Source organism: Streptococcus sp. P25B114 (assembly GCF_053010325.1).
In genome coordinates, this window is sequence record NZ_JBRKNW010000007.1 from 26,359 (window position 1) to 51,348 (window position 24,990).

The 24,990-nt window shown below is 44.8% G+C and carries 22 protein-coding genes and 6 pseudogenes; 21 read left to right on the forward strand and 7 right to left on the reverse strand.

Going from position 1 to position 24,990, the window contains the following annotated elements:
- Position 1 precedes the first annotated feature (1 nt).
- The 10 genes and pseudogenes from ACVC7T_RS04780 to ACVC7T_RS04825 all read left to right on the forward strand — a co-directional run bounded on the left by ACVC7T_RS04780 (position 2) and on the right by ACVC7T_RS04825 (position 9,911).
- A complete protein-coding gene (locus ACVC7T_RS04780; protein WP_447262560.1) occupies positions 2-1,294 on the forward strand; it encodes a DEAD/DEAH box helicase in 1,293 nt (430 codons plus the stop codon).
- Positions 1,287-1,952 carry a ComF family protein gene (locus tag ACVC7T_RS04785; RefSeq protein ID WP_105161268.1) on the forward strand — a complete coding sequence of 222 codons (666 nt, stop codon included), beginning with the start codon at positions 1,287-1,289 and terminating at the stop codon, positions 1,950-1,952. The genes ACVC7T_RS04780 and ACVC7T_RS04785 overlap by 8 nt, the downstream gene beginning before the upstream one ends.
- Before the next feature lie 76 nt (positions 1,953-2,028).
- Positions 2,029-2,571 carry a ribosome hibernation-promoting factor, HPF/YfiA family gene (hpf, locus tag ACVC7T_RS04790; protein ID WP_105111237.1) on the forward strand — a complete coding sequence of 181 codons (543 nt, stop codon included), beginning with the start codon at positions 2,029-2,031 and terminating at the stop codon, positions 2,569-2,571.
- A 218-nt stretch (positions 2,572-2,789) separates the two neighbouring features.
- On the forward strand, positions 2,790-3,116 hold the full coding sequence (locus tag ACVC7T_RS04795; protein WP_105161269.1) for a hypothetical protein: 327 nt from the start codon (positions 2,790-2,792) through the stop codon (positions 3,114-3,116).
- 115 nt (positions 3,117-3,231) lie between these two features.
- Entirely contained in the window at positions 3,232-6,315 is a 3,084-nt protein-coding gene (locus tag ACVC7T_RS04800; RefSeq protein WP_105161270.1) for a DEAD/DEAH box helicase, read from the forward strand.
- An 84-nt stretch (positions 6,316-6,399) separates the two neighbouring features.
- Positions 6,400-7,059, forward strand: a complete 660-nt coding sequence (locus ACVC7T_RS04805; RefSeq protein ID WP_105161271.1) for a hypothetical protein — start codon at positions 6,400-6,402, stop codon at positions 7,057-7,059.
- A 1-nt stretch (position 7,060) separates the two neighbouring features.
- Complete coding sequence (gene murC / locus ACVC7T_RS04810; protein WP_447262561.1) at positions 7,061-8,392, forward strand: UDP-N-acetylmuramate--L-alanine ligase; 1,332 nt, start codon at positions 7,061-7,063, stop codon at positions 8,390-8,392.
- Between the two features lie 43 nt (positions 8,393-8,435).
- Positions 8,436-8,921, forward strand: a complete 486-nt coding sequence (locus ACVC7T_RS04815) for a GNAT family N-acetyltransferase (RefSeq protein WP_105111242.1) — start codon at positions 8,436-8,438, stop codon at positions 8,919-8,921.
- 14 nt (positions 8,922-8,935) lie between these two features.
- Positions 8,936-9,298, forward strand: a pseudogene (locus ACVC7T_RS04820) (TIGR02328 family protein).
- Between the two features lie 151 nt (positions 9,299-9,449).
- Positions 9,450-9,911, forward strand: a complete 462-nt coding sequence (locus ACVC7T_RS04825; RefSeq protein ID WP_105161272.1) for a GNAT family N-acetyltransferase — start codon at positions 9,450-9,452, stop codon at positions 9,909-9,911.
- A gap of 15 nt (positions 9,912-9,926) precedes the next feature.
- Here the strand turns inward: ACVC7T_RS04825 and ACVC7T_RS04830 are convergent.
- A pseudogene (locus tag ACVC7T_RS04830) lies at positions 9,927-10,175 on the reverse strand (DNA cytosine methyltransferase); the annotation flags it as partial.
- Between ACVC7T_RS04830 and ACVC7T_RS04835 the strand changes: the two are divergent.
- Positions 10,174-10,728 (forward strand): annotated as a pseudogene (locus ACVC7T_RS04835) (DUF4143 domain-containing protein); the annotation flags it as partial. The pseudogenes ACVC7T_RS04830 and ACVC7T_RS04835 overlap by 2 nt on opposite strands.
- On the opposite strand, the gene ACVC7T_RS04840 reads toward ACVC7T_RS04835, so the two are convergent.
- The 3 genes from ACVC7T_RS04840 to ACVC7T_RS04850 are packed head-to-tail and all read right to left on the reverse strand — an operon-like array spanning position 10,705 to position 14,391.
- Positions 10,705-11,964, reverse strand: a complete 1,260-nt coding sequence (locus tag ACVC7T_RS04840) for a hydroxymethylglutaryl-CoA reductase, degradative (protein WP_125265368.1) — start codon at positions 11,962-11,964, stop codon at positions 10,705-10,707. The pseudogene ACVC7T_RS04835 and the gene ACVC7T_RS04840 sit on opposite strands and share 24 nt — an antisense overlap.
- Before the next feature lie 59 nt (positions 11,965-12,023).
- A complete protein-coding gene (locus ACVC7T_RS04845) occupies positions 12,024-13,181 on the reverse strand; it encodes a hydroxymethylglutaryl-CoA synthase (protein WP_105123461.1) in 1,158 nt (385 codons plus the stop codon).
- Positions 13,182-13,206: 25 nt separating this feature from the next.
- The gene (locus tag ACVC7T_RS04850; protein ID WP_447262562.1) at positions 13,207-14,391 is read right to left on the reverse strand and encodes an acetyl-CoA C-acetyltransferase; all 1,185 of its coding nucleotides are present in this window, start codon (positions 14,389-14,391) and stop codon (positions 13,207-13,209) included.
- 283 nt (positions 14,392-14,674) lie between these two features.
- Between ACVC7T_RS04850 and ACVC7T_RS04855 the strand changes: the two genes are divergently transcribed.
- The 6 genes and pseudogenes from ACVC7T_RS04855 to ACVC7T_RS04880 form a co-directional block, all read left to right on the forward strand.
- Complete coding sequence (locus ACVC7T_RS04855) at positions 14,675-15,367, forward strand: phosphoglycerate mutase (protein ID WP_105161274.1); 693 nt, start codon at positions 14,675-14,677, stop codon at positions 15,365-15,367.
- Between the two features lie 272 nt (positions 15,368-15,639).
- A complete protein-coding gene (locus ACVC7T_RS04860) occupies positions 15,640-16,275 on the forward strand; it encodes a discoidin domain-containing protein (RefSeq protein WP_269089479.1) in 636 nt (211 codons plus the stop codon).
- Positions 16,221-16,463 carry an LPXTG cell wall anchor domain-containing protein gene (locus ACVC7T_RS04865; protein ID WP_394732090.1) on the forward strand — a complete coding sequence of 81 codons (243 nt, stop codon included), beginning with the start codon at positions 16,221-16,223 and terminating at the stop codon, positions 16,461-16,463. The genes ACVC7T_RS04860 and ACVC7T_RS04865 overlap by 55 nt, the downstream gene beginning before the upstream one ends.
- Positions 16,464-16,621: 158 nt before the next feature.
- Entirely contained in the window at positions 16,622-17,005 is a 384-nt protein-coding gene (gene gloA / locus ACVC7T_RS04870) for a lactoylglutathione lyase (RefSeq protein ID WP_105111248.1), read from the forward strand.
- Positions 17,006-17,139: 134 nt separating this feature from the next.
- The gene (locus tag ACVC7T_RS04875) at positions 17,140-18,537 is read left to right on the forward strand and encodes a polysaccharide deacetylase family protein (RefSeq protein WP_105161276.1); all 1,398 of its coding nucleotides are present in this window, start codon (positions 17,140-17,142) and stop codon (positions 18,535-18,537) included.
- Positions 18,538-18,621: 84 nt separating this feature from the next.
- Positions 18,622-19,856, forward strand: a pseudogene (locus tag ACVC7T_RS04880) (IS3 family transposase); the annotation flags it as partial.
- A gap of 4 nt (positions 19,857-19,860) precedes the next feature.
- Here the strand turns inward: ACVC7T_RS04880 and ACVC7T_RS04885 are convergent.
- Positions 19,861-20,706 (reverse strand): annotated as a pseudogene (locus ACVC7T_RS04885) (IS630 family transposase).
- A 37-nt stretch (positions 20,707-20,743) separates the two neighbouring features.
- On the opposite strand from ACVC7T_RS04885, the pseudogene ACVC7T_RS04890 reads away from it, so the two are divergent.
- Positions 20,744-21,105 (forward strand): annotated as a pseudogene (locus ACVC7T_RS04890) (transposase); the annotation flags it as partial.
- An 80-nt stretch (positions 21,106-21,185) separates the two neighbouring features.
- Here ACVC7T_RS04890 and ACVC7T_RS04895 read toward each other — a convergent pair.
- Positions 21,186-22,268, reverse strand: coding sequence for a DEAD/DEAH box helicase (locus ACVC7T_RS04895; RefSeq protein ID WP_394732086.1), 1,083 nt, complete (start codon positions 22,266-22,268; stop codon positions 21,186-21,188).
- Positions 22,265-23,245: a Gfo/Idh/MocA family protein gene (locus tag ACVC7T_RS04900; RefSeq protein WP_447262563.1), complete on the reverse strand. Its 981-nt coding sequence runs from the start codon at positions 23,243-23,245 to the stop codon at positions 22,265-22,267. Before ACVC7T_RS04900 ends, ACVC7T_RS04895 begins: the two co-directional genes overlap by 4 nt.
- A gap of 82 nt (positions 23,246-23,327) precedes the next feature.
- On the opposite strand from ACVC7T_RS04900, the gene udk reads away from it, so the two are divergent.
- The 3 genes from udk (at position 23,328) to ACVC7T_RS04915 (ending at position 24,955) form a co-directional block, all read left to right on the forward strand.
- The gene (gene udk / locus ACVC7T_RS04905) at positions 23,328-23,957 is read left to right on the forward strand and encodes a uridine kinase (protein ID WP_105123473.1); all 630 of its coding nucleotides are present in this window, start codon (positions 23,328-23,330) and stop codon (positions 23,955-23,957) included.
- Position 23,958: 1 nt separating this feature from the next.
- The gene (locus tag ACVC7T_RS04910; protein ID WP_105111261.1) at positions 23,959-24,498 is read left to right on the forward strand and encodes a PadR family transcriptional regulator; all 540 of its coding nucleotides are present in this window, start codon (positions 23,959-23,961) and stop codon (positions 24,496-24,498) included.
- Between the two features lie 187 nt (positions 24,499-24,685).
- Positions 24,686-24,955, forward strand: coding sequence for a DUF1294 domain-containing protein (locus ACVC7T_RS04915; RefSeq protein ID WP_105111262.1), 270 nt, complete (start codon positions 24,686-24,688; stop codon positions 24,953-24,955).
- Positions 24,956-24,990 lie beyond the last annotated feature (35 nt).

Sequence of the window (24,990 nt, forward strand, 5' to 3'; positions counted from 1 at the left end):
GATGAAAGAACTAGAAAATTATTATGGACGACTGTTTACCAAGTATCAATTGACGGCTGAAGAGCGCCAAGCAGCTCAGACCTTACCTAGCATGACAGAGGGGGGCGCTTGTTTTCGTTGTTCGACTGCATTTTCGGACCGCCATCGTTTACCAAACGGGGCCTACTATTGCCGAGAATGTATCCTGCTAGGCAGGGTGCGGTCAGATGAGGAACTCTATTATTTTCCCCAGCAGGATTTCCCAGAAAATGCCTGTCTCAAGTGGTCTGGTCAGCTGACTGATTGGCAGCAGAAGATTTCAAACGGGCTCTGTGCCAATATTGAAAAAAGGCGGCCGACCTTGGTTCATGCCGTGACGGGGGCTGGAAAGACGGAGATGATTTACCATGCAGTAGCGCAAGTCATTGACCAGGGCGGAGCAGTTTGTCTGGCCAGTCCCAGAATTGATGTCTGTATCGAGCTTTATAAGCGGCTGCAACAAGATTTCGCTGTTCCCATCAGTCTCCTTCATGGCCAGTCGGATCCTTATTTTCGGACGCCGCTTGTGGTCGCTACCACCCACCAGTTGCTCAAGTTCTACCAGGCCTTTGATTTGGTCTTAATCGATGAGGTGGATGCCTTTCCCTATGCGGACAATCCCATGCTCTACCGGGCAGTAGACAATGCCGTCAAAGCAGACGGGCTCCAGGTTTTCCTGACAGCGACCTCGACGGATGAGCTGGATAGGAAGGTAAAATCCGGCCAATTAGAACGGCTCAGTTTGCCCAAACGCTTTCACGGCAATCCCTTGATTGTGCCAGAAAAGGTCTGGTTCAGCCAATTTGACCAGAGCCTGAAAAAGGACAAGCTGGTTGTCAAGCTCAAGAAAGCTATCAGAAACCAGCGAAAAACAAGTTTTCCCTTGCTGATTTTTCTGCCAGAAATTTCCAAAGGCCAGGAATTTGTAGCGATTTTGGAGCGAGAATTTCCTGATGAGAAAATCGGTTTTGTTTCTAGTCAGACGGAAAATCGACTGGAGATTGTTCAAGGTTTTCGCGACCGCACCATTACCATCCTGGTTTCAACAACGATTCTGGAGCGAGGTGTGACCTTTCCCATGGTTGATGTCATGGTAGTCCAGGCCAACCACTATCTCTATACATCGTCCAGTTTGGTGCAGATTGGAGGTCGAGTCGGACGGTCCATGGATCGTCCAACAGGCTTGCTCCTCTTTTTTCACGAGGGTTCGACCCGTGCCATTGAAAAAGCAATCGCTGAAATCAAATTTATGAACAAGGAGGCCGGCTATGTCTAACTGCCTACTCTGTGTGGAGAGCCTGCGAACCCGCACCACATTTAGCTCTATCCTCTTTTTCCAGCAGGAAAAACTAGGGATTTGTTCCAGCTGTCAGGCTTCTTTTAAGGAAATAGCAGAGCTCCACTGTCCGTCTTGTTATAAGTCAGGAACTTCCGATATCTGCAGTGATTGTCGGCACTGGCAGGCCAGGGGCAAACGCATTGACCACAGGGCCATTTTCCAATACAATCCAGCCATGGCAGATTATTTCAGCAAGTACAAGTTTCAAGGGGACTATCTGCTCAGACAGGTCTTTTCCCAGCAAATCAAGGCAGCCCTGTTAGCTTATTCGGACTATACCTTGGTTCCCATTCCCCTTAGTCCAGAGAGGTTGGAGGAGCGAGGCTTCAATCAGGTGACTGGGCTACTTGATGCGGCTGGTCTTCCATATAAAGAGCTCTTAGGCAAAATTGATAGCCGAAAACAGTCTTCAAAAAGTCGGGAGGAGCGTCTTGATGCGGAACAGGTCTTTTATTTGTTGGAGGAAGATGAGCTTCCAGAAAAAATAATTTTAGTTGACGATATTTACACAACAGGTGCCACAATCCAGCTTGCCGTGGGACTTTTCATGAAAACTGGTCAGAAAGAAATCAAAACATTTTCACTTTCACGTTGAGAAAACGGTTGCAATATTTTATAAATATGTTATAATGATAGTGAAGAAAGGCGAAAGCCAAGAAAGAGGTACTAATATGATTAAATTCAGTATTCGTGGAGAAAACCTTGAAGTTACAGATGCACTCCGTGCCTATGTAGAAGAGAAAGTTGCTAAGATTGAGAAGTACTTTAGTGCAGACCAAGAGTTGAATGCCAAGGTAAACTTGAAGGTTTACCGTGATAAGCGTGCTAAGGTTGAAGTGACCATCCCTGTTGGTGGTGTAACCCTACGTGCAGAAGACATTTCACAAGAAATGTATGGCTCAATCGACCTTGTCGTAGACAAGATTGAACGTCAAATCCGTCGTAACAAGACAAAAATCGAGCGCAAACACCGTCAAAAAGTGGCTACTGGTCAAGTCTTTACAGACGAGTTGGTAGAGCAAGCTGAAGAAGAAGTAAAAGTAGTTCGTACTAAGCAGGTAGACTTGAAACCGATGGATATGGAAGAGGCCGTTCTTCAGTTGGAATTGCTTGGACATGACTTCTTTATCTACACAGATGCCAATGATGGTACTACCAATGTCCTTTACAAACGTGAAGATGGCGATTTGGGACTCTTGGAAGTGCGTCAGTAATTCTCAGAACCTGTATTCACAGTTCAGTATCTTGAGCTAAGGCTAGTTTTCTGCCACTCATCGTTCGTTTTTCTCGAAATACAGTCAGTATTCCATCAAAAAACGGTCTTGATTTGCAAAAAAACTATCTCTCATCTAAATCTACCTTACTTATAAATACTGTTTCTTATATAAACGAATAGGAGAGGAGGGCAACCTTCTCTCTTTTGCCATGACGGGTGACGAAAGGACTAGCTATGCAGTTTTTAGCAGAATTAATTGGAGGGTGGCTCTTGGAATTGCCAGTTTTTGAGCCAGAAAAACAGGCGCCCTTTGGCAGTCGTTACTGGTTGGGCTGGCTCGGAATCTTGTTTCATCTGGTCCTGGTCGGCTTGCTTGCTTTTATCAGTTTCTTTAGCCTAGCTAAGCTGCTGAAAGACTTTCATCTGGGCCATATGATTCTTGCTACCTTCCTCCTTGGGCTTGCGCTCTTTTCGCTTTGGCGACTTGGCAAATACCTGGTCAGGATGTGTCGCGCAACCAACTATTATTGGAAGAGGAAATAGAAAGCATCAGCTTGAGCTGGTGTTTTTTTGATGCCTGGGGAGGGAAATTCGGTTTCAATTATGCTATAATAGAGAGATAATATTTGTTAGGAATGAATGTTGAATAGGAGCATGGATGAGTAGGATGATGCCGGGGCGGACTCGCCAGGAAGGAATTGATTTATACGAATCGGGTCAGTTGAGAGTCGTTGAGAGCGAGCTGGGAAAGATGACGCTGGAAATTGCCGGGGAGTTGTTTTCCTATAGCGATGACGATAGTGAGCTTAATTGTAGCTGTCTGCTATTTCAAAATAAGGGCTACTGCCAGCATTTGGCTGCTACGGAGTATTTTTTGAAGAATGATAAGGCTGGTCAGACCCTCAAGGAGGAGGGCAGCCATCAGAAGGAGACCGCTAGGCGAACCTACTTTGGCGGCTTGTTTTTGGATGAAATTTTACCGCTTCCGCTTGATTTGGGTATCCAATACCAACTAGCGGTGGAGGGGCAGTTATTGGCCTATGACCGCCAGATTGACTGGACCCTCAAAATCGGTCGTTTGCCAGACCAGCGTTACTATATTATTCGCGATATTGGGGCCTTTTTGAAGGTGGTCAAAACCAATGGCCAGTATCAAATCGGTAAAAAATACTTTGAGCATGTGTCCTTTGATCATTTTGACCCGGCAAGTCAGGCTCTTCTGGAATTTTTATGGGTCCTGGTGCCTGAAAAAGCCCGCCTGGACTCGGAAGTCTTGGTTCATTTCGGTCGTCATTTTCGCCTACCCAAGTCTCACTTTGAGGAGGGGCTGGAATTGCTGGGGGACTTGGATGAATTTCAACTGACCCACCAGCAGACCAGCTACTCACAGTTGACCATTAAACACCTAACGCCAGAAGACGGTCTCTTTTGTTTTGAAGTAACGGTTCATATGGATATGATTGAAATGGTGATTCATGAAGAGCCTGTCCGCCAGCTCTTTTATGGAAGTTACCTGCTCAAACATGGTATTATCTATAGCCTGAATCGCCAGCAGGAAAATCTGCTGATGCGGATCAATGATCTGGTTCCGACTGAATCAGGCCTACGCAAAGTTCAAGTGGATTTTCAAGATCAGGGCAAATTGGCCCTCAGTTTATTGGAACTGCAAAAATTGGGGAAAGTCAAGGCACCCAAACGCTTTGCCATTGAGGATTTTCAGCCGGAATTCCATCTGGGCATGGAGGCAAGTGGTCGCTTGACCCTGCAGCTGGTCTTGGATTTTTCAGGTCGCAAGGTTGCCTCGCAAGAGGAGCTGGACTTACTACCTTTTACAAGTCATTTTCAACATCTGGAAGCTGTCCACCAGGCGATCAAGCTAGCAGGCTTTCATGGGAAATTCCTGGCCTACCGCCAGCCCTTGGTCCAGACCGAATGGTATACCTTCTACAAGGAACAACTAGCCCTGTTGGAAAAAATGGGTAAGGTTTACCTGGACCAGCAGTTAGAAAATAATCTTATTCAGGCCAAGCCAAGTCTTGAAATCGTGAAAAATGGTTCCTTGTTGGACATTTCCTTTGACTTGACAGGCATTGATCAATCTGAGGTGGATCAGGCCATCCAGGCCCTCTTAAACCAGGAGGACCACTATACCAGCCCAAGTGGCAAGTTGCTGGTCTTCGACGAAGAGGCCTTGCGCATCAGCCAGACTCTGACCAATCTCCGAGCTAAATTTGGAAAGGGGCAGACCCTTCATTTGGATGCCTTGAATGGTTTCCGATTGGCTCAGCAATTGTCAGGCTTGGACCAGGTTCATTTTTCGGAAGAATTTCAAACCATGGCGGCTCATTTGGCGGCACCAGATACCTTTCCTCTTCCCCAACAGCCCCTTAATCAGCAACTACGGGATTACCAAGAGACAGGCGTCAAATGGCTTTCCATGCTCAACCATTATGGTTTCGGGGGCATTCTGGCAGATGATATGGGTCTAGGGAAGACCCTGCAAACTATTGCCTTCCTGTCAGGCCATCTGAAGTCAAGTTCCAAGGTTTTGATTTTGGCTCCATCTAGTTTGATTTATAACTGGCAGGAAGAATGTGCCAAATTTGCGCCGGACTTGGAAGTGGCAGTGGTCTATGGCAATAAGGACCACCGGGAAAAGCTTATCAATGAGGACCATCAGGTCTATGTGACTTCCTACCCATCCTTCAGACAGGATTTTGACCTCTATAAAGAAGAGCAATTTGATTATTTGATTTTGGATGAAGCCCAGGTCATGAAAAATTCCCAGTCAAAAATTGCCCAGCTTCTGAGAGAGTTTGAGGTAGGGAATTGTTTTGCCCTGTCTGGTACGCCTATTGAAAATCACCTGACTGAGCTTTGGTCTATTTTCCAGATTGTCCTACCAGGCCTCCTGCCAGGTAAGCAGGAATTTAGCAAGATGACTTCCCAGGAAATTGCCCGTATGATCCAGCCCTTTGTCCTCAGACGGCATAAGGAAGAGGTTCTGGATGAATTGCCAGATTTGATTGAGGTCAATGTCCTAAATGAATTGACAGATGAGCAAAAGGTCATCTATCTGGGGCAACTCCAGCAAATGCAGTCCAAGGTGTTGGGAGCAGATGATGCCCAGATTAACCGCAATAAGATTGAAATCCTATCAGGCATTACCCGTCTCCGCCAAATTTGTGACACTCCCAGCCTGTTTATGGATGATTTCACCGGAGAAAGTGGTAAGCTCAATAGCCTGAGCGAGCTCCTACAACAGCTTAAAGAGGGTGAGCATCGGGTATTGATTTTTTCACAGTTTAGAACAATGCTGGATAAGATTGAGCAGCAGCTGGATGAGTTGGGCCTGACCTCTTACAAATTGACCGGCTCGACCCCTGCTAGTCAGCGCCAAGAAATGACCCAAGCCTTTAACGCAGGTAGCCGAGATGCCTTCCTCATTTCCCTCAAGGCAGGTGGCGTGGGGCTCAACCTGACCGGTGCCGATACAGTCATTTTGGTTGACCTCTGGTGGAATCCTGCGGTGGAATCCCAGGCCATTAGTCGGGCCCACCGAATGGGGCAGACAGAAACGGTCGAATGCTATCGATTGATTACCAGGGGAACGATTGAAGAAAAAATCCTTGCCCTGCAGGAAAGTAAGAAAAATCTGGTCAAGACGGTGCTGGACGGCGAAGAAAGTCGTTCAAGTCTGACGGTTGAAGATATTCGTGACATTCTTGGTATCACAGAATAAGGCTGACAATCTGAAGCAGACTTCCTCTTGTGTGGTAAAACCCTGTGCCTTTATGATATAATGAGTAGTTGAAAGGAATGTGCTATGATAAGAGAAGATACTCGATTTCCCATCATTTCAGACAATGAGCCTCTGATTGAGGCCAGCCCTCAGATGCTTCTCTATGAGGAGAGCGATTTGATTTCAAATATTAAGGGACCTTATCAGGACAAGGTGTTTGAAGCCAGTGGCAGTCAGGAACCAGCGGTGAAACCTGTTCCAGAGCAGACGGAAGACGAGCTCTTGCCCCCTTTATTTGCTACCAAGAGGTCGCATTATTCCAGACGGGACCGAAATCTTCACAGACCGGTCCAGCATGCGGAGCGGAAGACCCAGGGGCAGTTAGCCAGGGAAGTAGCCAAAGAAGATATTAAAAAGAAACGTTCAGCTAGCTATTTGAAGGATGATTTTATCGGAAGCAAGCCTAAAAAAGTTCCAACTGTCCAGCCTACTCCTCGCAAGGAAGCGACTGGCAATCTTCTGGCCAATCTAGCTGACCGTTTGCGCCAAGAAAGCTATATTTTAGCAGATCTGCCAGAAGTCTATTCTTTGAAAAAAGAGGAGCGGGTGCAGGAAAAAACATCAAGCAACCAGTCCTTTGATTTCCTCAAGAGAAGTCAGGTCTACAATTATCCGGAAAGGCGTGCCTTTCGTGATAAGCAGGTTGCTCAAGAACTCAATTTGACACATATAGAAGAGGATTAAGATGACAAAAAACTATCATTTTATTGGTATTAAGGGTTCGGGCATGAGTGCGCTGGCTCTTATGCTCCACCAAATGGGCCACAAAGTTCAAGGAAGTGACGTAGATAAGTATTACTTTACCCAGCGTGGGCTGGAGCAAGCTGGAATTCCTATCCTGCCCTTCGATGAAAAAAATATTACTGCCGATGTGGAGCTGATTGCTGGTAATGCCTTCCGTCCAGACAATAACGTGGAAATCGCCTATGCGGATGCGAAAGGCTACAGCTACAAGCGTTACCACGAGTTCCTGGGTCAATTCATGAAGGAATTTACTAGCCTAGGTGTGGCTGGTGCCCACGGTAAGACGTCAACTACAGGTCTCTTGGCCCATGTTATGTGCAATATCACGGATACCTCATTCTTAATCGGTGATGGTACAGGTCGTGGTTCTGCCAATGCCCAATACTTTGTTTTTGAGTCAGATGAGTATGAGCGTCATTTTGCTCCATATTACCCAGAGTACAGCATTATCACCAACATTGACTTTGACCATCCGGACTATTTCACTAGCCTTGAGGATGTCTTCAATGCCTTCAATGACTATGCCAAGCAGGTTAAAAAAGGTCTTTTCCTCTATGGTGAGGATGAGGAATTGCGTAAGATTACAGCCAATGCGCCGATTTACTACTATGGTTTCGGTGATGAGAATGACTTTGTAGCCTATGATTTGCGTCCGTCAACCACAGGTTCGCAGTTCAAGGTGCGCTACAAGGACCAGGAATTGGGTGAATTTCAAATTCCAACCTTCGGTAAGCACAATGTTATGAATGCGACAGCGGTTATTGCCAATCTCCATATTGCTGGTTTTGATTTGAGCTTGGTAGCTCAACACCTCAAGACCTTTGATGGTGTCAAGCGTCGTTTTACGGAGAAAATTGTCAACGATACGGTTATCATTGATGACTTCGCCCATCATCCAACGGAAATCATTGCGACCATTGATGCGGCCCGTCAGAAGTACCCAAGCAAGGAATTGGTGGCTATTTTCCAACCGCACACCTTTACGCGGACCATTGCCCTTTTGGATGAATTTGCGGAGGCCTTGAATGGGGCGGATGCGGTTTATCTGGCACAGATTTACGGATCAGCGCGTGAGACAGATAACGGTGAGGTCAAGGTAGAGGATTTGGCGGCTAAAATCACGAAAAAAGGTGGGCTGGTGACGGTTGAAAATACTTCTCCACTCTTGGACCATGACAATGCGGTCTATGTCTTCATGGGGGCAGGGGATATTCAGTCCTATGAATATTCATTTGAGCGTCTCTTGTCAAATTTGACACATAATGTACAATAAGAAAAGGGACTGCGGTCCCTTTTCAGATACTGGGGGAAATAATATGGAAATTCGTTTTGCGCAGCCGGGTGACTTGCCTGGTATTTTGCGGCTGGAGCAGGAAAATTTTATTCCTGAGGAGCAGATTTCAGATCCTGTTTTGGCAGCTTATGCTGCAAATAGTAGCCAGTCCAGTCTCGTTATGATTCACGAGGGAGAAGTAGTAGCCTATTTGTTAGCCTGTCCTGCAGAAGAGAAGTTGGTGACGGATGCTATTTTTGAGCTGACAAGCTCTGCTGACTTAAAAGGACGATACTTGCACATTGCTAGCCTGTCAGTGGACAATGCCTACAAGGGTCAGGGGCTTGGTACCCTACTCACGGCTGCCTTGAAAGAAGTCGCAAGGTCAAGAAATATGGAGGGGATTGCTTTAACTTGTAAGGAATATTTGCTCAACTATTATGAGCGTAATGGCTTTGAGGATATGGGACCATCCCAGTCACAGTTTGGCGGCGGCCAGTGGTTTGACATGTATTGGTCTGTGCCATAACAGGGGGGGATCCAATGCAACTTTGGCATCAAGACTTAATTTCGGTACTTCCGCGCCAGCAATTGTTGGGACAGCATAGAAAATGTTGTGCCTTACGAGGTGCAGGTTGGGGACGTCCTCATGCGACGGTCAACTATGTCTTTACCCATTCTCCGATAAAATTGTTTCAATATTATAAGATGATCATGCAGGAGATGGAGAAAAGAGGTTACAAGGTGTCGGCCGAATGGTAGGAGTCGACCTATCGTGGGAAGAAGGAAGCGTCTTATAGTGAGGTTGAAGAAATTCCACTGACCAGTCCTATTTATCCAGAGCACGACGCATTTTACTTGGAAGAATGTCTGGTCAATTTGCGGGACAAGGGGATTTTTCTGTAAATCATCCGTTAAACACAAAAAATCAGCCCAGAGGACTGACTTTTAGGAGATTTATGAAAAATTTTAGGATACACTTATAGTATAAAGGAATTTTCAGAATTTTCATCGGTCCTAGGACCGATTTGTATTATTTTTTTGAAGGAGGAAAAAGATGATTAGACCAGCTCAGTTACAAGACATTCCAGCACTGGAAAGCCTGCTTGAGGAGATTTTACAGTTTCATCATGTGGGGAGACCTGATATTTTTAGGGAAAGTGGGCAAAAATATTCGCAGGCAGACTTGACTTCCATGATTGGAAATCCAGACCAGCTAATTTTTGTCTATGAAACGGCGGGACAGGTAGTTGGGCATCTCTTTTGCCAAATTCAAGAGGCCCAGAGTCAGGTATTACAGCCTGTAAAAACGCTCTTCATCGATGATTTGTGTGTGTCATCGCAGGTTCGCGGTCAGGGAATTGGCAAGGAACTCTATGCTTTTGCTCTTTCTTATGCCAAGGAAAGTGGTTGCTACAATATAACGTTGGATGTTTGGGCGGATAATACGAAGGCAGTCGCATTTTATGAGCAACTAGGGTTGAAACCGCAGAAGATACGGATGGAGGAAGTATTATAAAAGAACTCAACTATTTCAGTCGAGTTCTTTTATAAATTCTCCGATTTTTTTAACGATTTCTGTTACTAAGGCATTACCCATGAAAAACATTCGCATTTTATCAGAAACGTTAACAATAGTTCCGTCAGAAAGTTTTTTCTTAGCTGTTCAATCGTCTGGAAAGTCTTGCAGTCGTTCTGCTTCAATAGGTGTAATGAGGCGGTAACGCCCATTGACTTTTAAGAAGTGGGTAGAGCGATTGACAGTCCCCTCTGATGTTAGTATAAAAAATACCCTGATTAGTCAGGGTGTAAAAATCGCACATGCAACCTTGGAACAATATCTGAACAGCCTTACAGATAGCCTGCTCTTTTACGCAGTTCCTCGGTTTGATGTAAAAGGGTGTAGTCTCTTACAGCGTCTAGAAAAATACTACACAGTAGACCTTGGTTTTAGAAACCTATTGCTCCCAGATCATCAGGAAGATATTGGAAATATGATTGAAAATATTGTATTTCTGGAGCTATGTCGACGTTATAGCAAGGTCTATGTTGGCAATGTCGATAAGTACGAGGTGGATTTCATTGCCGTCACGGAGCAGGGGCATTTTGCCTACTACCAAGTCAGTGAAACAACTCTTGCGCCTGAAATACTTGAAAGGGAATTGCGTCCGCTGCAGAAGATTTCAGACAACTACCCCAAGTATATACTGACTATGGATACTATTCAACCCTATGCAAATTATGGCGGTATCGAGAAGATGAGCCTGCTAGACTGGTTAGTGGAGGCTAAAAAAAGAGTCACCCCTCTTTTTTTAGTTTCTTCTCATTTCTTCTAACAATTTCTGTGCTGTCTCCAGATTGCTGTGTTTTTTTTGGCGCAGGAGGTGGGCTAGGTGGTCGACCTCCTTTTCGTGGGCGCCGGCTAGCAGGGCCAGGGATTTGGCATGAAGTTTCATGTGTCCCTGTTGGATACCAGTTGTGACCAAGGCGCGCAGAGCAGCGAAGTTCTGGCTGAGACCGACAGCGGCTATGATAGAAGCTAGTTGCCGCGCCTGTGGATGTCCCAAAATAGCAAAAGCTGCTTGAACCTTAGGATTGAGGCCAATTGAACCACCGACGGTAGCGATAGGCAGGGGCAGTGTGATGGAACCCACCAGCTCCTCGCCTTGGATTGTCCATGTCGAAAGACCGCGATATTGTCCGTCGCGACTGGCATAGGCGTGAGCGCCTGCCTCAACCGCCCGCCAGTCATTTCCCGTCGCAAGTACAAGGGCGTCAAGGCCGTTAAAAATCCCCTTATTGTGGGTGGCTGCCCGATAAGGGTCCACCTGAGCCAGTTTGCTGGCAAGGCTTATTTTTTTTGCCGTTTCTTGGGCAATGGCAGAGCTGATTGCTAGACTTGAGATGGCTATCCGACATTCTGCGGTCACTAGGGACTCCGTTGCATAGTTGGACAGAATCCCCATCAAGGCCTGACCTTGCGATAGAGTTTCCAAATGTTCTTTTATCCCTTCCAACATATTATTTAACATATTGGCGCCCATGGCCTCTTGGACGTCGGCCTGCAAGTAAACAATCAGAAATTCATCCTTTTGCTCGACGGTAATCTTTCTAGCGCCACCGCCTCGTTTGACAATAGATGGATGTGCGTCGTTGGCTAGTTGGAGCAGTTCTTCTTCCGCCTGACCAATGAGCTGACTAGCTCTGTTCATGTCAGGAACGTCGTAGAGTGCGACTTGACCAATCATAAGGCGGTTGTGGACGGTAGTGTTGAAACCACCCGACTTGGCAATCATTTTTCCACCTAGCGAGCAAGCGGCAACGACAGAGGGTTCTTCCGTGACCATGGGAATACTGTAGCTGATACCGTCAACCAGCAATTCTGGTACGACCGAGAAGGGCAAGGAGAAGGTTCCAAGGTGGTTCTCAGCCATTTTTCCTGCAACGGTTTCTGGGAGATTATCATCTTGCTGGAGAATGGCAATGGTTTTCTCATCTAGCTGATGAGCTTGACCTAGTAAGTCAATGCGTTCAAGCCGCGTTTTTTTGTAATATCCTGAGAAATGGGACATGATTTCCTCTTTCTATATGAGAAAAGCACCCTGGCTTGGCCAAGGGTGCCAGTTACTGACTAGTTTTTGATATAGATTCGTCTGTGGTCTTGGATTTTAGCTAGAGCAAATGGACTTTGGTCAGCAGGCAAGTCAGCAGAAGTGCCTGTTTCGTCCAATTCAATTTCTTCAAAGAAGATTTGTTCGTATTGGTCCATGCTCAAGCGTGTCCGCTGGTTGAGCTTGTCTAGGCGGTCCATTTCCAAGTGCTCTTGGTAGCCTTCGACTAGGCGGCCGCTAAAGATTTCACAGACAGCTCCGCTACCATAGCTATAAAAGAGGACTTGGTCATCTGCCTTGAGCGCTCTGCTATTTTCCAAAAGGGAAAGGAGAGAAAGGAAAATCGAGCCAGTATAGATGTTGCCGACCACCTTATTGTAAACGATGGCCTCTCGGAAGCGGTCAGAGAGGCGGGTCAGGGTTTCCTCATCCTTGGCAATGGCTTGGAGGCCCTTGAGCCCCTGCTTTGAGAATGGGATATGGAGGCACATAGCCGCGAAGTCGCTGAGCTGTTGTCCAGTTTTCTCTTGGTAGTGGTCGAAGGTAGTAGTCAAGCAATCAGTGTATTGTTCGGTTGAAAATTTGCCGTCAACACGCGGATATTTATCATAGTTGGGACGCCAGAAGTCGTAGATGTCGCGGGTTTGGCAGACATTGTCATTGTTGAGGACCATGATGCGTGGGTCAGCAGTGACCAGCATGGCAACAGCACCCGCACCTTGAGTTGGTTCACCGCCTGATGCGATACCGTATTTGGCAATATCACTAGCGATGACCAGAACTTTGGAGTCAGGGAATTGGTTGATGTGGCTTTTGGCTAGGCTGAGTCCGGCAGTTGCACCGTAGCAGGCCTCTTTCATTTCGATAGACCGTGCAAAGGGTTGAATACCGAGGAGTCCATGAATAGCCACGGCTGCAGCCTTACTCTGGTCAACACTTGATTCGGTACCAACGATGACCATGTCAATAGTTGCTTTATCTTCTTCGGTCAAGATGCTAGCCGCAGCCTGTGCTCCCAAGGTCACGATGTCTTGAGTCACAGGAGCCACAGCCATTTCAGACTGGAGTAATCCGATTTTAAATTTATTAGGATCAACAGAGCGGGCTTGGGCTAAGTCAGCCAAATCTAATACAAAATCAGGTGCCGCAAAACCGATTTTATCAATACCAATATTCATAAAAATTCCTTTGTTTACAAGTGATTTATCTTGTGGTCGCCTTGGAAATGATGAGGGAAATTCCCTGACCGCCTCCGATACAGAGTGAGCAGAGGCCTAGTTTTCCATTGCGTTTTTCTAGTTCGTGGATCAGCGTCACCAGGATGCGGCTACCGCTGGCACCGATAGGGTGTCCGAGTGCGATTGCACCTCCGTTGACGTTGACCTTATCTGCTGGGATGCCCAATTCCTTGACAACAGGAATGGACTGGGCAGCGAAGGCCTCATTGATTTCAAACAAATCAATGTCGTCCACTGTTTTTCCGAGTTTTTGTAGAGCTTTCTGGCTAGCTGGAATTGGTCCCAAGCCCATGTAGGCTGGGTCCAATCCGCTAGTCGCATAGGCCTCGATGAAGGCTAGAGGCTGGACATTCAACTCCTTAGCCTTCTCTTCTGACATGAGAACGAGAACTGCACAGCCGTCATTGATACCTGAGGCATTGGCAGCAGTCACCGTACCATCTTTTTTGAAAGAAGGGCGGAGTGTTGCTAATTTATCAAGTGGGGTCAATCGTGGGTATTCATCTGTGTCAAATATGACTTCTCCCTTGCGGGTTTGTAGGCTAATTGGGACAATTTCATCTACGAATGTGCCTTGGGCAATAGCCTGAGCAGCTTTTTCTTGGCTGGCAAAGGCGAAGGCGTCCTGTTCTTCACGAGTGACCTGATACCGCTCTGCAACATTCTCAGCGGTAATGCCCATGTGGTAGCCCTCAAAAGCATCCGTCAGACCGTCGGTCAGCATAGAATCTTCTAATTCCAAGTGTCCGAATTTAGCACCGAATCGGCTGTGCTTCGACAGGTAGGGTGCTTGGCTCATGATTTCAATACCACCTGCAACGACGACGTCATTGTCGCCTAGCATGATAGACTGGGTTGCGAGCAAGACGGATTTGAGACCGGAACCGCAGATCTTATTAACCGAATAAGCAGAAGTTTCTTGAGGAAGTCCTGCTTTGACAGCAATTTGGCGGGCAATATTTTGCCCCTGACCAGCAGAAAGGACATTGCCAAAGATGACCTCGCCAATGCTCTCAGCTGGGATATTCTTTTTCTCTAGCGCCTGCTTGAGAACCTGGGCTCCCAAGTCGGCGATTTCTATATCTTTTAGACTACCTCCGAAACTGCCAATTGCAGAGCGGTAGGCAGACACGATAGCTACTTTATTCATGAGTACTCCGTGTTCATTATTATTGTTCAGTTCGCAAAGGATAAAAAAGTCCGACATTTCTAGAGTGCGGAATCTCCTCTTGGATCTGTCGTGTTCAGCCTAACTATTATATCATGTTTTTGGCATAATGGATAAGAAGAAGGATAGGTCTGAGGGCTGAATTTTCAAGAAAAAATAATGAAAGCGTAAACAGCTTGTGGAAAAACTAGCATTTTTTACGCAATTCGTGTAAAATAGAGAAGTATAAGAGGGAAACCTCAAAATAAAAAGGAGAATCCATATAATGGTAAAATTGGTTTTTGCTCGCCATGGTGAGTCTGAATGGAACAAAGCTAACCTTTTCACTGGTTGGGCTGATGTTGATTTGTCTGACAAAGGTACACAACAAGCAATCGACGCTGGTAAATTGATCAAAGAAGCTGGTATCGAGTTTGACTTGGCCTTCACTTCAGTATTGAAACGTGCGATCAAGACAACAAACTTGGCTCTTGAAGCTGCAGATCAATTGTGGGTACCAGTTGAAAAATCATGGCGTTTGAACGAGCGTCACTACGGTGGTTTAACAGGTAAAAACAAGGCTGAAGCTGCTGCTGAATATGGTGATGAGCAAGTACACATCTGGCGTCGTTCATACGATGTATTGCCACCAGAAATGGCAAAAGACGATGAGCATTCAGCACACACTGACCGTCGTTATGCTCACCTTGATGGCTCAGTTATCCCAGATGCTGAAAACTTAAAAGTAACGCTTGAGCGCGCTCTTCCATTCTGGGAAGACAAGATTGCTCCAGCCTTGAAAGATGGCAAAAATGTCTTCGTAGGTGCACACGGTAACTCTATCCGTGCCCTTGTAAAACACATCAAGCAACTGTCTGACGATGAAATCATGGATGTGGAAATCCCTAACTTCCCACCACTTGTGTTCGAATTGGACGAAAACCTCAACATCGTGAAAGAGTACTACTTGGAAGCGTAATTGGTTGGACACCTGGACTTCGGTCTAGGTGTTTTTTGATGCTCGGATAGAATTATCACAACTTATAACTATGTTTGTATGACAACTGAATTCGTATATCAATAAATTATCAAGTGGATATATCCACAAAATGCTTGTGATTAAAATCATTCAATGAAAGACTCTTTTTGTAAGCGTTCCAATATGGATGATGTAGGTTTAGGAGGATGCATCAAAAGTGAACACAATATAATTAATATAATAAAAAAGAGAGGTCTATGTTAAATGAATAAATTTCAAAGCAACTATTTGATAAGCGGCAACGTTTTTCTATTCGACGTTTTACTGTCGGTATGGCTTCGGTTGCGATTGGTCGGACAGAAAATGCTCACTTTGATGTGCACAGTCTTTTGCCAACTACAAGTTATCGATTCCGTGTGACAGCCCGTAATCCACTAGGTTCTTCAGAAGCATCTGAGGTTCTCGAAACCGATACAATTGCTAAAGAGCCAAGCTTGAAAGTAGCAATTGTCAATGCAACTGCAAGCACGGCAGAACAAGCAAATGAACCATTAACCAATCTTTACGATGATGATGATAATACACTTTACCATAGTGATTGGAACAATAATCGTGCTGTTCCGTCAAGTCTAGTTATTGATTTGGGAGAAAGTACAGCTGTCGATCACCTAATTTATCGTCCTTGTGATAACGCTGGTAATGGAAATATTACTGGATTGAGCCTTGAAATTAGTCAAGATGGATTCAGCAATGAAGCAGAACTTCTAGTAGGTACAGACTATGCAGATCCAGCTTCTTACCCAATTGCTGAAGACGAATTGGTAACGGAAAAAGGGAACCAGCTTATCACTATCTGCCAGCCTTTGAGTTCAAAGTACCAGCTGCGCCTGTTACTACTTCAACAGTAGCTAGTCCAGAACCGGTTTCAACTTCTGAACTCCCAGTTCCAACTGGGTCAGTAAGCCCAGCTTCAGCAACTCAATCAGAATCTGCTAGCTTGCCAAATACCGGAGATAGTCAATCAGGCCTTGCTCTTATTGGTCTGACAGGTCTGGGTCTTCTAGGATTTGTAGCTCGCAAAAGAAAACATAGTTGATAGGGAGTGTTCATGACCATTGGTCTCAGGGGCAATAGGAATTGAGCATCAACTATATAAGGTGGACCGTCCTTGTGATGGTCCACTTTTCATATCAGATATCAGATTTTTCATGTATTTTATGATAGAATTTAAGTATCAAATAAAAGGAGTCTAACATGGCAAGTAAAAAAATGTTGCACGCTTGTTTGCGTGTTGAAAACTTAGAAGCTTCTCAAAAGTTCTACGAAGAAGCCTTTGGATTTAAAGAAACCCGTCGTAAGGATTATCCGGACCACAAGTTTACCTTGGTGTATTTGGCACTTCCAGGTGATGAGTTTGAGATTGAATTGACTTATAATTACGATCATGGTCCTTATGTGGTTGGGGATGGTTTTTCACACCTGGCTCTCTCTTCAGATGATTTGGAAGGGGACAATGCTAAGCACAAGGCGCTTGGCTATCCAACGACAGACCTCAGTGGACTACCAGGCAATCCAGGACGATACTATTTTGTAACGGATCCAGATGGCTACCGTGTGGAAGTTATCCGCGCAGACTAAGAGATGAAAAGGAGTCGAAAAAGTTCGGCTCTTTTTTATTTTATGTAACTGTTTTCAGAAACCGAATATTGATTGAAAAAAAGTCGTTTTTATACTATGATAGTTATATATATCTATGAAAGAGATTTACTTGTATGAGAAAACAAAATGTTGCGCTGTTGGTTGTCAATAGCATTCTTTTTTTAGTGTGCCTTGGCATGTTGGTCTTTGCTTATGGAAAATACCAGGAACAGGCCTTGAGAGATGACGTCAAACAGCTAAAATTAAACTATTCCAAGGAAAGCAATGTCTATCGTCAGGCTGGGAAAATCGGTTCAGAATTTGTTCAAGTTGCCATTCCAGAAGATGAAGCTGGGAATCCGATTTCGGTGATTCAGAAGGAGGTCCTAGGACTGGTGAAAAAGCAATTCGGCCAGGAAGGGCCTCAATCTAGAACGACAGGACTGCATTTTTTCAGTGTGGATAAGGAAAACTCTGAGTACAAAGACATCATAGCTTATCGGATTCGAACAAGGCCTTACAAGGTACGGGGAACCAAGTTGGTTTCTCAGAAAAAACAGGATGTGGAGCAAATTTTACTGACAGCGGAGCAAGAGGTCTTTAGTTTGAAACATTTGGTTGAGGACCAGGGAGTTTTTCGTGCCATTGTCTCATCTCACCTGCAGAGAGAATTGGCTAGTCAAGGCATGGAGCAGGCAGAAATCGACCAGCTTCTCCAGAAATTTGGCCAGGAAGAGGTGGAAAATCTATCCTTCAGCTACCGAGAGAGTCAGTTTCTGTTAAACCTGCCAGAAGGCTATCAAGTGGAGACCCTAGCCATTTCCATCTCAGAGCTCTATGATTGCTTGTCCGGCCAGCATTTGACAGTCACAGATCAGGAAAACTACGACAAGTACCAAAAGGAAAAAGAAGAATTGGCCAATCAAAAACGGATTGCTCTGACCTTTGACGACGGTCCCAACCGCCAGACGACACCAAAGATTTTGGATATTTTGAAGAAATACAATGTTAAGGCAACATTCTTTATTTTAGGAAAAAATATTGCTGGTAATGAGGATATTATCCAGCGAATGGTGGCAGAAGGTCATGAAATTGGTAACCATACCTGGAACCATCCGAAGTTAACAGGCATCAGTCCAGAGGCTGTTCAGTCAGAAGTTGGTGACACCCAGGCTGCTCTGGAAAAGATTCTGGGCTACAAGCCCAAGCTCATGCGGCCGCCGTACGGAGCAGTCAATCAAGCGACCATGAATATCATTAATATGCCCATTATCTATTGGTCAGTGGATTCCAATGACTGGTCCAGCCGGAATCCTGCGGTCATTCTGGAAACCATTAAGGCCAATACGATTCCTGGATCTATCGTTTTGCTCCACGATATCCATCCTACCAGTGTAGAAAGTGTCGAACCAACGCTCCAGTATTTTGCGAGCCAAGGCTTCAAGTTGGTGACTTCTAGTGAATTACTGGGGCAAGAACTAAATCCTCAATTGATTTATTACAATCAATTTGATGCCGGACCCGGCGCTTAAATAAGATCATATCTAACCTATGTTCACCATGATATACTCCCCATATAGTGGACAGTGAAAAAACAAAAATTTTCACTAGAAACTATAAGGGGAGTTTTATTATGTCCAAAAAAAAGTCCAAAATCTGTATCTGAGAAACTAGAAATTGTTTTACTCCACTTGGAAGCTGGGAAATCACTTAGCTGGTTAGCTAGGCACCATGGTGTGTTTAAAGACACCCTATCGAACTGGGTTCGGAAGTACAAAGAAACTGGTATTGAGGGGCTAGAGGAAAGCCGTCGCTGGATGAAGTATAGTAAGGAACTAAAGGAACAAGCTGTTTCCGACTATCTTGATGGTTTGGGAAGTCTCAAAGATCTGACCAAAAAATATGGAATTTCTGACCCTCGTGTTCTCAGATCATGGATAAAAAGTTATACTAGTGGTAAAGAATTGAAAGCTACTAGTAGAGGAATGAGTCGCATGAAACAAGGACGCAAGACAACATTTGACGAACGGGTTGAGATTGTCAATTTTACCCTTGCCCACGAGAAAGATTACCAAGGGGCTGTTGAGAAGTATGGGGTTTCCTACCAACAGGTCTATTCGTGGGTCAGAAAGTTTGAGAAGGACGGTTCTAACGGCCTCCTCGACCGTCGTGGAAAAGGTTTGGAAAGCAAGCCTAATCTGACTTCGGAAGAAGAGTTACGTCTAAAAATCAAGCAACAGGAAGAACGGATTAAGTATCTTGAAATGGAGAACGGCCTGCTAAAAAAGTTAGAAGAAATCAAGCGACGAAACCAATGGTAAGACTAGGTCGCCACCTGGAATCCTTCCAAGCGATTAAAGAATATGCGGATGAACAGGAAGAGGCTTCTATCAGCCACTTGTGCCGTATTCTAAAGGTATCTCGCTCAGGCTACAATAAGTGGTTACAACATCAGGAAACAGCTTCTGAACAGGAAAATTTAGGATTGATGAATGTCATCAAGGAACTTCATAGCCAACATAATGGTATTCTTGGTTATCGTCGTATGACGCTATTTGTCAATCGCAAGCTTGGAACCAGCTACAACAAGAAACGTATTCGACGATTGATGCACATTTTAGGCATTCGTTCCATTATCAGAAGAGCTAAGGGCTACTGTACCAAGACCAGTTTTGTCAATGTAGAAGACAACATTCTCAATCGTGATTTTACAGCTACTGCCCCCAACCAGAAATGGTGTACAGATGTGACTTTCTTGAAGTACGGTATCAGTTGTAAGGCCTATTTGAGTGCTATTAAGGACCTCTACGACGGCTCAATTGTCGCTTATGTGGTCGGTCAGTTTAATGATATAGTTAATTGAAACAAGAACAGGACAAAAATACCTCAGAAAAGTATCGCAATTTGGCAATACTTTTCTGAGGTATTTTTTCATTTGAGCCCATGTTTTCTCAATGGGATTATACTCAGGTGAGTAAGGAGGAAGTGGTAAAAGTCTATGCCCCTGCTCCTTGCATAACTCTTTTAGCTTACTCATCCTATGAAACCTTGCATTGTCCATAATGATAAGAGATGGTCTATCTAAAGTGGGTAGTAAGAATGTTTTAAACCAAGCTTCGAAAAAGTCACTAGTCATGGTTTCTTTGTAGGTCATTGGGGCTATAATCTCACCGTTTATAAGACCTGCGACTAAAGATATCCGCTGGAATCTTCTTCCAGCGACCTGACCTGTGATTAACTGACCTTTCAAAGAGCGACCATATTCTCGATGAAAATATGTTTCAAACCCTGTCTCATCAATATAAACAGGTGTCAGGTGACTTAAGTTATTAAATTCTTTAAGGAACTGATTTACTTTCTCAGGGTCTTGTTCATAGTAGGTACAGCTCTTTTTTTCGAGTATATCCCATAGCTTTGAGAGCGTAATGAATAGCTGTTGGATGACAGCCAAATTCAGAAGCTATTTCAGTCAAAAAAGCATCTGGATGAGCTTCAAGATAGTTCTTTAATTTTTCTCTATCAATTTTTCTAGGTTTGGTTCCCTTAACTTGGTGATGAAGCTCGCCAGTAGTCTCCATTAATTTTAGCCATTGATAGATGGTGTTGCGTGAAATATCGAAAACAACAGATGCTTCAGTAATACTGCCGGTTTTCTCACAGTATGCGAGAACTTTTTTACGAAAATCTAATGAATATGCCATAAATACATTATACCACAAATGTACTACTTTTGTTTCATTTTATTATAATGAATTTGTATTAGAAACACTTCGTAAAGCCCGAAAAGCTAATACTGAAGCGACACCATTGATTCACAGCGACCGAGGTTCGCAGTATACTTCGAAAGATTATTACCGTTTAACTACCCAGTATCAGATGTCCCGCTCCATATCTCGTGTTGGTAAGTGTATTGACAATGCACCAATTGAGAGTTTCTTTGGGCACTTTAAGACGGAGTGCATGATTTGAAGAAATATAAGACTTTTGAGGAGCTAGTTTCAGATATTGATGCCTACATCTATTTTTACAATCATCAACGTGTTCAAGAGCGCAACAACGGCCTTGGCCCTCTTGAAATGAGGAACAAGGCCGTCGCCTAATCTTTTATTATTTCATTGTCCACTATATGGGGAGTAAATCAAATCTGGCTAGGGAGTATCTGTTTATTATAGCTTAGTTCTTAGACCTTATACAATTCCTGTTGTTTCAGGATGACTTCTTGCACTTGGGCGTATTTTTTCAACTGTTTGAGCTCGCTTGGGCTGGATACCAGGGTGATAACCAAACCCTCCTTGCCCATACGACCGGTACGACCTGCTCGGTGGGTATAGGCCTCCTGGTCAAAGGGAACCTCGAAGTTGAGGACGCATTCCAGATTATCGATGTCAATCCCACGCGCTACCATATCTGTAGCCAGCAAGAGGTTGATTTCATGGTTTTTGAACCGCTTGATGATAACCTTGCGGAACTTGACGTTGATATCAGATGCCAGCGAAACAGCATTGGCACCGATGTAGAGCAACTTATCCTCGCTAGCACCCAGGTCCGATAGGCTGTTGAAGAAGGCAAGGGCTCGGAAATCAGGGATATTGGCAAACTTGCGAAGGACTTCCAGACGATTTCGCTTGTCCACCATCATGTAGCAATGCTGGATATTGTCCAATTTCTTCTCGGACAGGTCCAAGGTCAGCACATCAGGACCAATCTTTTCCCGGTTAAACTTGGCTGTCGCACTCATATAGACCAACTGGTGGTCCCGAGGGACGTAGTTGATAATTTTTTCCACGAAATGGTACTGGGAATCACTAAAAAGCTGGTCAAATTCATCCAGGATAATGGTGTTAACATTCATTAACTTGATTTTTTTCAGCTTGATGAGCTCAAAAATCCGACCGGGCGTTCCGATAAGGATTTCAGGTCCTTTTTTCAGTCGCTCAATCTGGCGCTTTTGACTGGAGCCAGACAAAAAGAGCTGGGCAGTGAGGCCGATCGTCTCCGACCAGGTCTTGCAGACATCAAAAATTTGTCCAGCTAGTTCTGTATTTGGTGCTAAAATCAGCAATTGTTGGGCTTTCTTGGGCGTCAAGACCAGCAAACTAGGCCAGAGATAGGCCAGGGTCTTGCCGGTGCCTGTTGGGCTGATAGCCAGCAGGGACTGTCCATTTTTGATAGGCTCGAAAGCCTGGGTTTGAACCGGAGTGAAGTCTTCAAATCCGGCCTGTGTCAGCTGGTCCAGCCAGCTAGTTGGGAAGTTAGTTTTCATATCGTATCCGCCTTAAAGGTGATTCCTGCGTCCTTGCGCATGGTGTAAAGAGTTTGGTGGACGGCCTGGGCCACATCCAGCCACTGGTCCGCCAGTTCATGGTTTTGCTCCCGGATGACCCGAGCAAAGTTGACCGCCTCCTCCAGCATGGGGTGCGGAGCTACTTGGACAGGTAGGGCAATTTGGCTACCATCGTGTTTTTTGAAAATAGCAGAGCTGATCCGTTGGCAACCATCCAGGACCAAGGTACCATCCGCTGTATAGATTTCGCTTGGCAGGTCACTGGTCACATTTTTTCCAGCCTGAATGGTCACGAAGAAGTCATCATAAATGAGTTGTCCACTACCGTTCAAATCCAAGCTGGACGGCAATTGCTGGGCTGTGTAGCGAGCAGACTTGGGAGTGCCAATCAAGCCGATAGCCGCATAGAGAGTATAGACACCCAAATCCATGAGGGCCCCACCTGAAAAATCTGTCGAGAAGATATTGGGTGTCTGGCCCGCCAGCAACTCAGGCATTTTTGATGAATACTTGGCATAGCCAAAGTAGCCACCCAAAATAGTCTGATCAGCCAGGAAGTCACGAATAATGGCAAATGCCTCTTCCTGGTAATTACGGGCCGCTTCAAAGAGAAAGATACCTTTTTCCTTGGCTATTTGTCTCAGCCTAGCCAATTCATCAGGCCGTGATACCATGGTTTTTTCGACAATGGCATGTTTACCAGCCTCCAGCACGGCCTTGGCCTGTTCAAAATGAAGGGAATTGGGGCTGGCGATATAAACCAGGTCCAAGTCCGATGCCAGAAACTCTTGTATACCTGTGTATAAAATTACATTTTCATAAGGAGCAGAAAAATTTCTGGCGGTCTCGATATTTCTAGACAGGACGGCGCTTAGTTGATAGGCTTGACTTTTTTGAGCCGCTTTAATAAATTCATGAGAAATGGATGAAGTTCCAATAATTCCAAATTTAAGCATAAAATCTCATTTCTTTATGTGTTATTCTTTTCATTATAGCACGTTTCGTGTTAAAATAGTATTGATAAGAGAAGGAGTTGATATGACACAGAAACCGATTATTATTGGCGTAACAGGTGGATCGGGCGGCGGCAAGACCAGTGTGTCTCGCGCGATCTTGGATAATTTTCCTGATGCACGAATTTCAATGATTGAACATGATTCTTACTATAAGAATCAATCTCACCTGACATTTGAAGAACGTATCTTAACCAATTACGACCATCCACTGGCTTTTGACACAGATCTCATGATTTATCATATAGGAGAACTGTTAGCAGGTCGAGCAGTGGACATTCCGATTTATGACTATACCCAACACACTCGTTCTGACAAAACCTATCGTCAAGACCCTCAAGATGTCTTTATTGTAGAAGGAATCTTGGTGCTTGAGGATCAGCGTCTTCGCGATTTGATGGATATTAAAATTTTTGTGGATACAGACGATGACATTCGTATTATTCGTCGGATCAAGAGAGACATGTTAGAACGCGGGCGGAGTTTGGATAGTATTATTGACCAATACACCTCGGTAGTGAAACCTATGTATCACCAATTTATCGAGCCAACCAAACGTTATGCGGACATTGTCATCCCTGAGGGGGTTTCCAATGTCGTGGCTATTGACTTGATAAATACCAAGGTGGAGAGTATTTTGAGAGAGCGTGGTTAAGATGCCGAAGCAGAGAGTGTTGCCCAATATCATTTTGGGGATTATGGCTTCCAGTGATAGTATGGTAACAGGAAAACAAATAACAGAGTTCGTCCAGCGTGATTTGGGAGAATTTTGGCAAGTAGCCCATAGTCAAGTCTATCCAGAGTTGAAGCGGATGACCAGCGACCAATGGATTACCTGTCATCCAGTACCTGGTAACGATAAGGAAAAGCAGTATGCGATGACCGAAGAGGGAATGAAAATCTTAGATGAGTGGTTGTCTGTCCCAAATGAAGACACACCACAGCAGAAAGATATTTTCTCCTTGAAATTGTTCTTCATTCGCAACCGCAATGATAAACGGATTCCAGTTTTATTGGAAGGCCAGATTGAGCTGGTTGACAAGCATTTGCGCCATCTAGAAGATCGGAAAAATCACCTGTTTTCTGATAAGGAAGCGATTCGCGAGAATTTCGGAAGATACTTGATTCTAAATCGAGCAATTGCTCGAAATCGTGCCCAACTGAATTGGTTGCAGGATACTTTAGACGATATCTAAAAGACGGTTCAGATTTTCTGAATCGTTTTTTTTCTTGTCTCTATCAGTATAGTATGGTAAAGTTGAAGTAGCAATGCTCTGTGAAAATCATCTTCGATGTCAATTCCAACTCGATGAATAAGAGCTTGGGCAGGGTTGACCGTCGGCCAGATTGAATTTTATTGAGCGAAAGTAGAAAGAGAGAAAAATGGACAGTAAACAAGTTGTGGCCATGCTGTTGTTAGTATGGAACCTGGTGGTCTTTCTGACTTACGGTATGGACAAGGGCAAGGCCAGAAAGGGTGCCTATCGGATTTCTGAAAAGACTCTGCTCTTGATGTCTTACCTGGGCGGTGGTCTGGGTGCTTGGGCAGGTGGCAATCGTTTCCGTCACAAGACCCAAAAATGGTATTTTAAATTGGCTTGGACAGTTGGGGTCCTGATTGACCTGGCTATCCTCTTGTGGGTGATGAAGTAGGCGCAAGCCTTTTTCTTTTTTACTTGGAACTATAA

Excerpts from the sequence above, each read along its gene's own strand:
- ACVC7T_RS04805 (WP_105161271.1), top strand. The coding sequence starts at position 6,400 with ATGATAAGAGAAGATACTCGATTTCCCATCATTTCAGACAATGAGCCT.
- ACVC7T_RS04840 (WP_125265368.1), bottom strand. The coding sequence starts at position 11,964 with ATGTCCCATTTCTCAGGATATTACAAAAAAACGCGGCTTGAACGCATT.
- ACVC7T_RS04780 (WP_447262560.1), top strand. The coding sequence starts at position 2 with ATGAAAGAACTAGAAAATTATTATGGACGACTGTTTACCAAGTATCAA.
- ACVC7T_RS04855 (WP_105161274.1), top strand. The coding sequence starts at position 14,675 with ATGGTAAAATTGGTTTTTGCTCGCCATGGTGAGTCTGAATGGAACAAA.
- ACVC7T_RS04815 (WP_105111242.1), top strand. The coding sequence starts at position 8,436 with ATGGAAATTCGTTTTGCGCAGCCGGGTGACTTGCCTGGTATTTTGCGG.
- ACVC7T_RS04910 (WP_105111261.1), top strand. The coding sequence starts at position 23,959 with ATGCCGAAGCAGAGAGTGTTGCCCAATATCATTTTGGGGATTATGGCT.
- gloA (WP_105111248.1), top strand. The coding sequence starts at position 16,622 with ATGGCAAGTAAAAAAATGTTGCACGCTTGTTTGCGTGTTGAAAACTTA.
- udk (WP_105123473.1), top strand. The coding sequence starts at position 23,328 with ATGACACAGAAACCGATTATTATTGGCGTAACAGGTGGATCGGGCGGC.
- ACVC7T_RS04895 (WP_394732086.1), bottom strand. The coding sequence starts at position 22,268 with ATGAAAACTAACTTCCCAACTAGCTGGCTGGACCAGCTGACACAGGCC.
- hpf (WP_105111237.1), top strand. The coding sequence starts at position 2,029 with ATGATTAAATTCAGTATTCGTGGAGAAAACCTTGAAGTTACAGATGCA.
- ACVC7T_RS04785 (WP_105161268.1), top strand. The coding sequence starts at position 1,287 with ATGTCTAACTGCCTACTCTGTGTGGAGAGCCTGCGAACCCGCACCACA.
- murC (WP_447262561.1), top strand. The coding sequence starts at position 7,061 with ATGACAAAAAACTATCATTTTATTGGTATTAAGGGTTCGGGCATGAGT.
- ACVC7T_RS04875 (WP_105161276.1), top strand. The coding sequence starts at position 17,140 with ATGAGAAAACAAAATGTTGCGCTGTTGGTTGTCAATAGCATTCTTTTT.
- ACVC7T_RS04845 (WP_105123461.1), bottom strand. The coding sequence starts at position 13,181 with ATGAATATTGGTATTGATAAAATCGGTTTTGCGGCACCTGATTTTGTA.
- ACVC7T_RS04915 (WP_105111262.1), top strand. The coding sequence starts at position 24,686 with ATGGACAGTAAACAAGTTGTGGCCATGCTGTTGTTAGTATGGAACCTG.
- ACVC7T_RS04825 (WP_105161272.1), top strand. The coding sequence starts at position 9,450 with ATGATTAGACCAGCTCAGTTACAAGACATTCCAGCACTGGAAAGCCTG.
- ACVC7T_RS04850 (WP_447262562.1), bottom strand. The coding sequence starts at position 14,391 with ATGAATAAAGTAGCTATCGTGTCTGCCTACCGCTCTGCAATTGGCAGT.
- ACVC7T_RS04900 (WP_447262563.1), bottom strand. The coding sequence starts at position 23,245 with ATGCTTAAATTTGGAATTATTGGAACTTCATCCATTTCTCATGAATTT.
- ACVC7T_RS04800 (WP_105161270.1), top strand. The coding sequence starts at position 3,232 with ATGAGTAGGATGATGCCGGGGCGGACTCGCCAGGAAGGAATTGATTTA.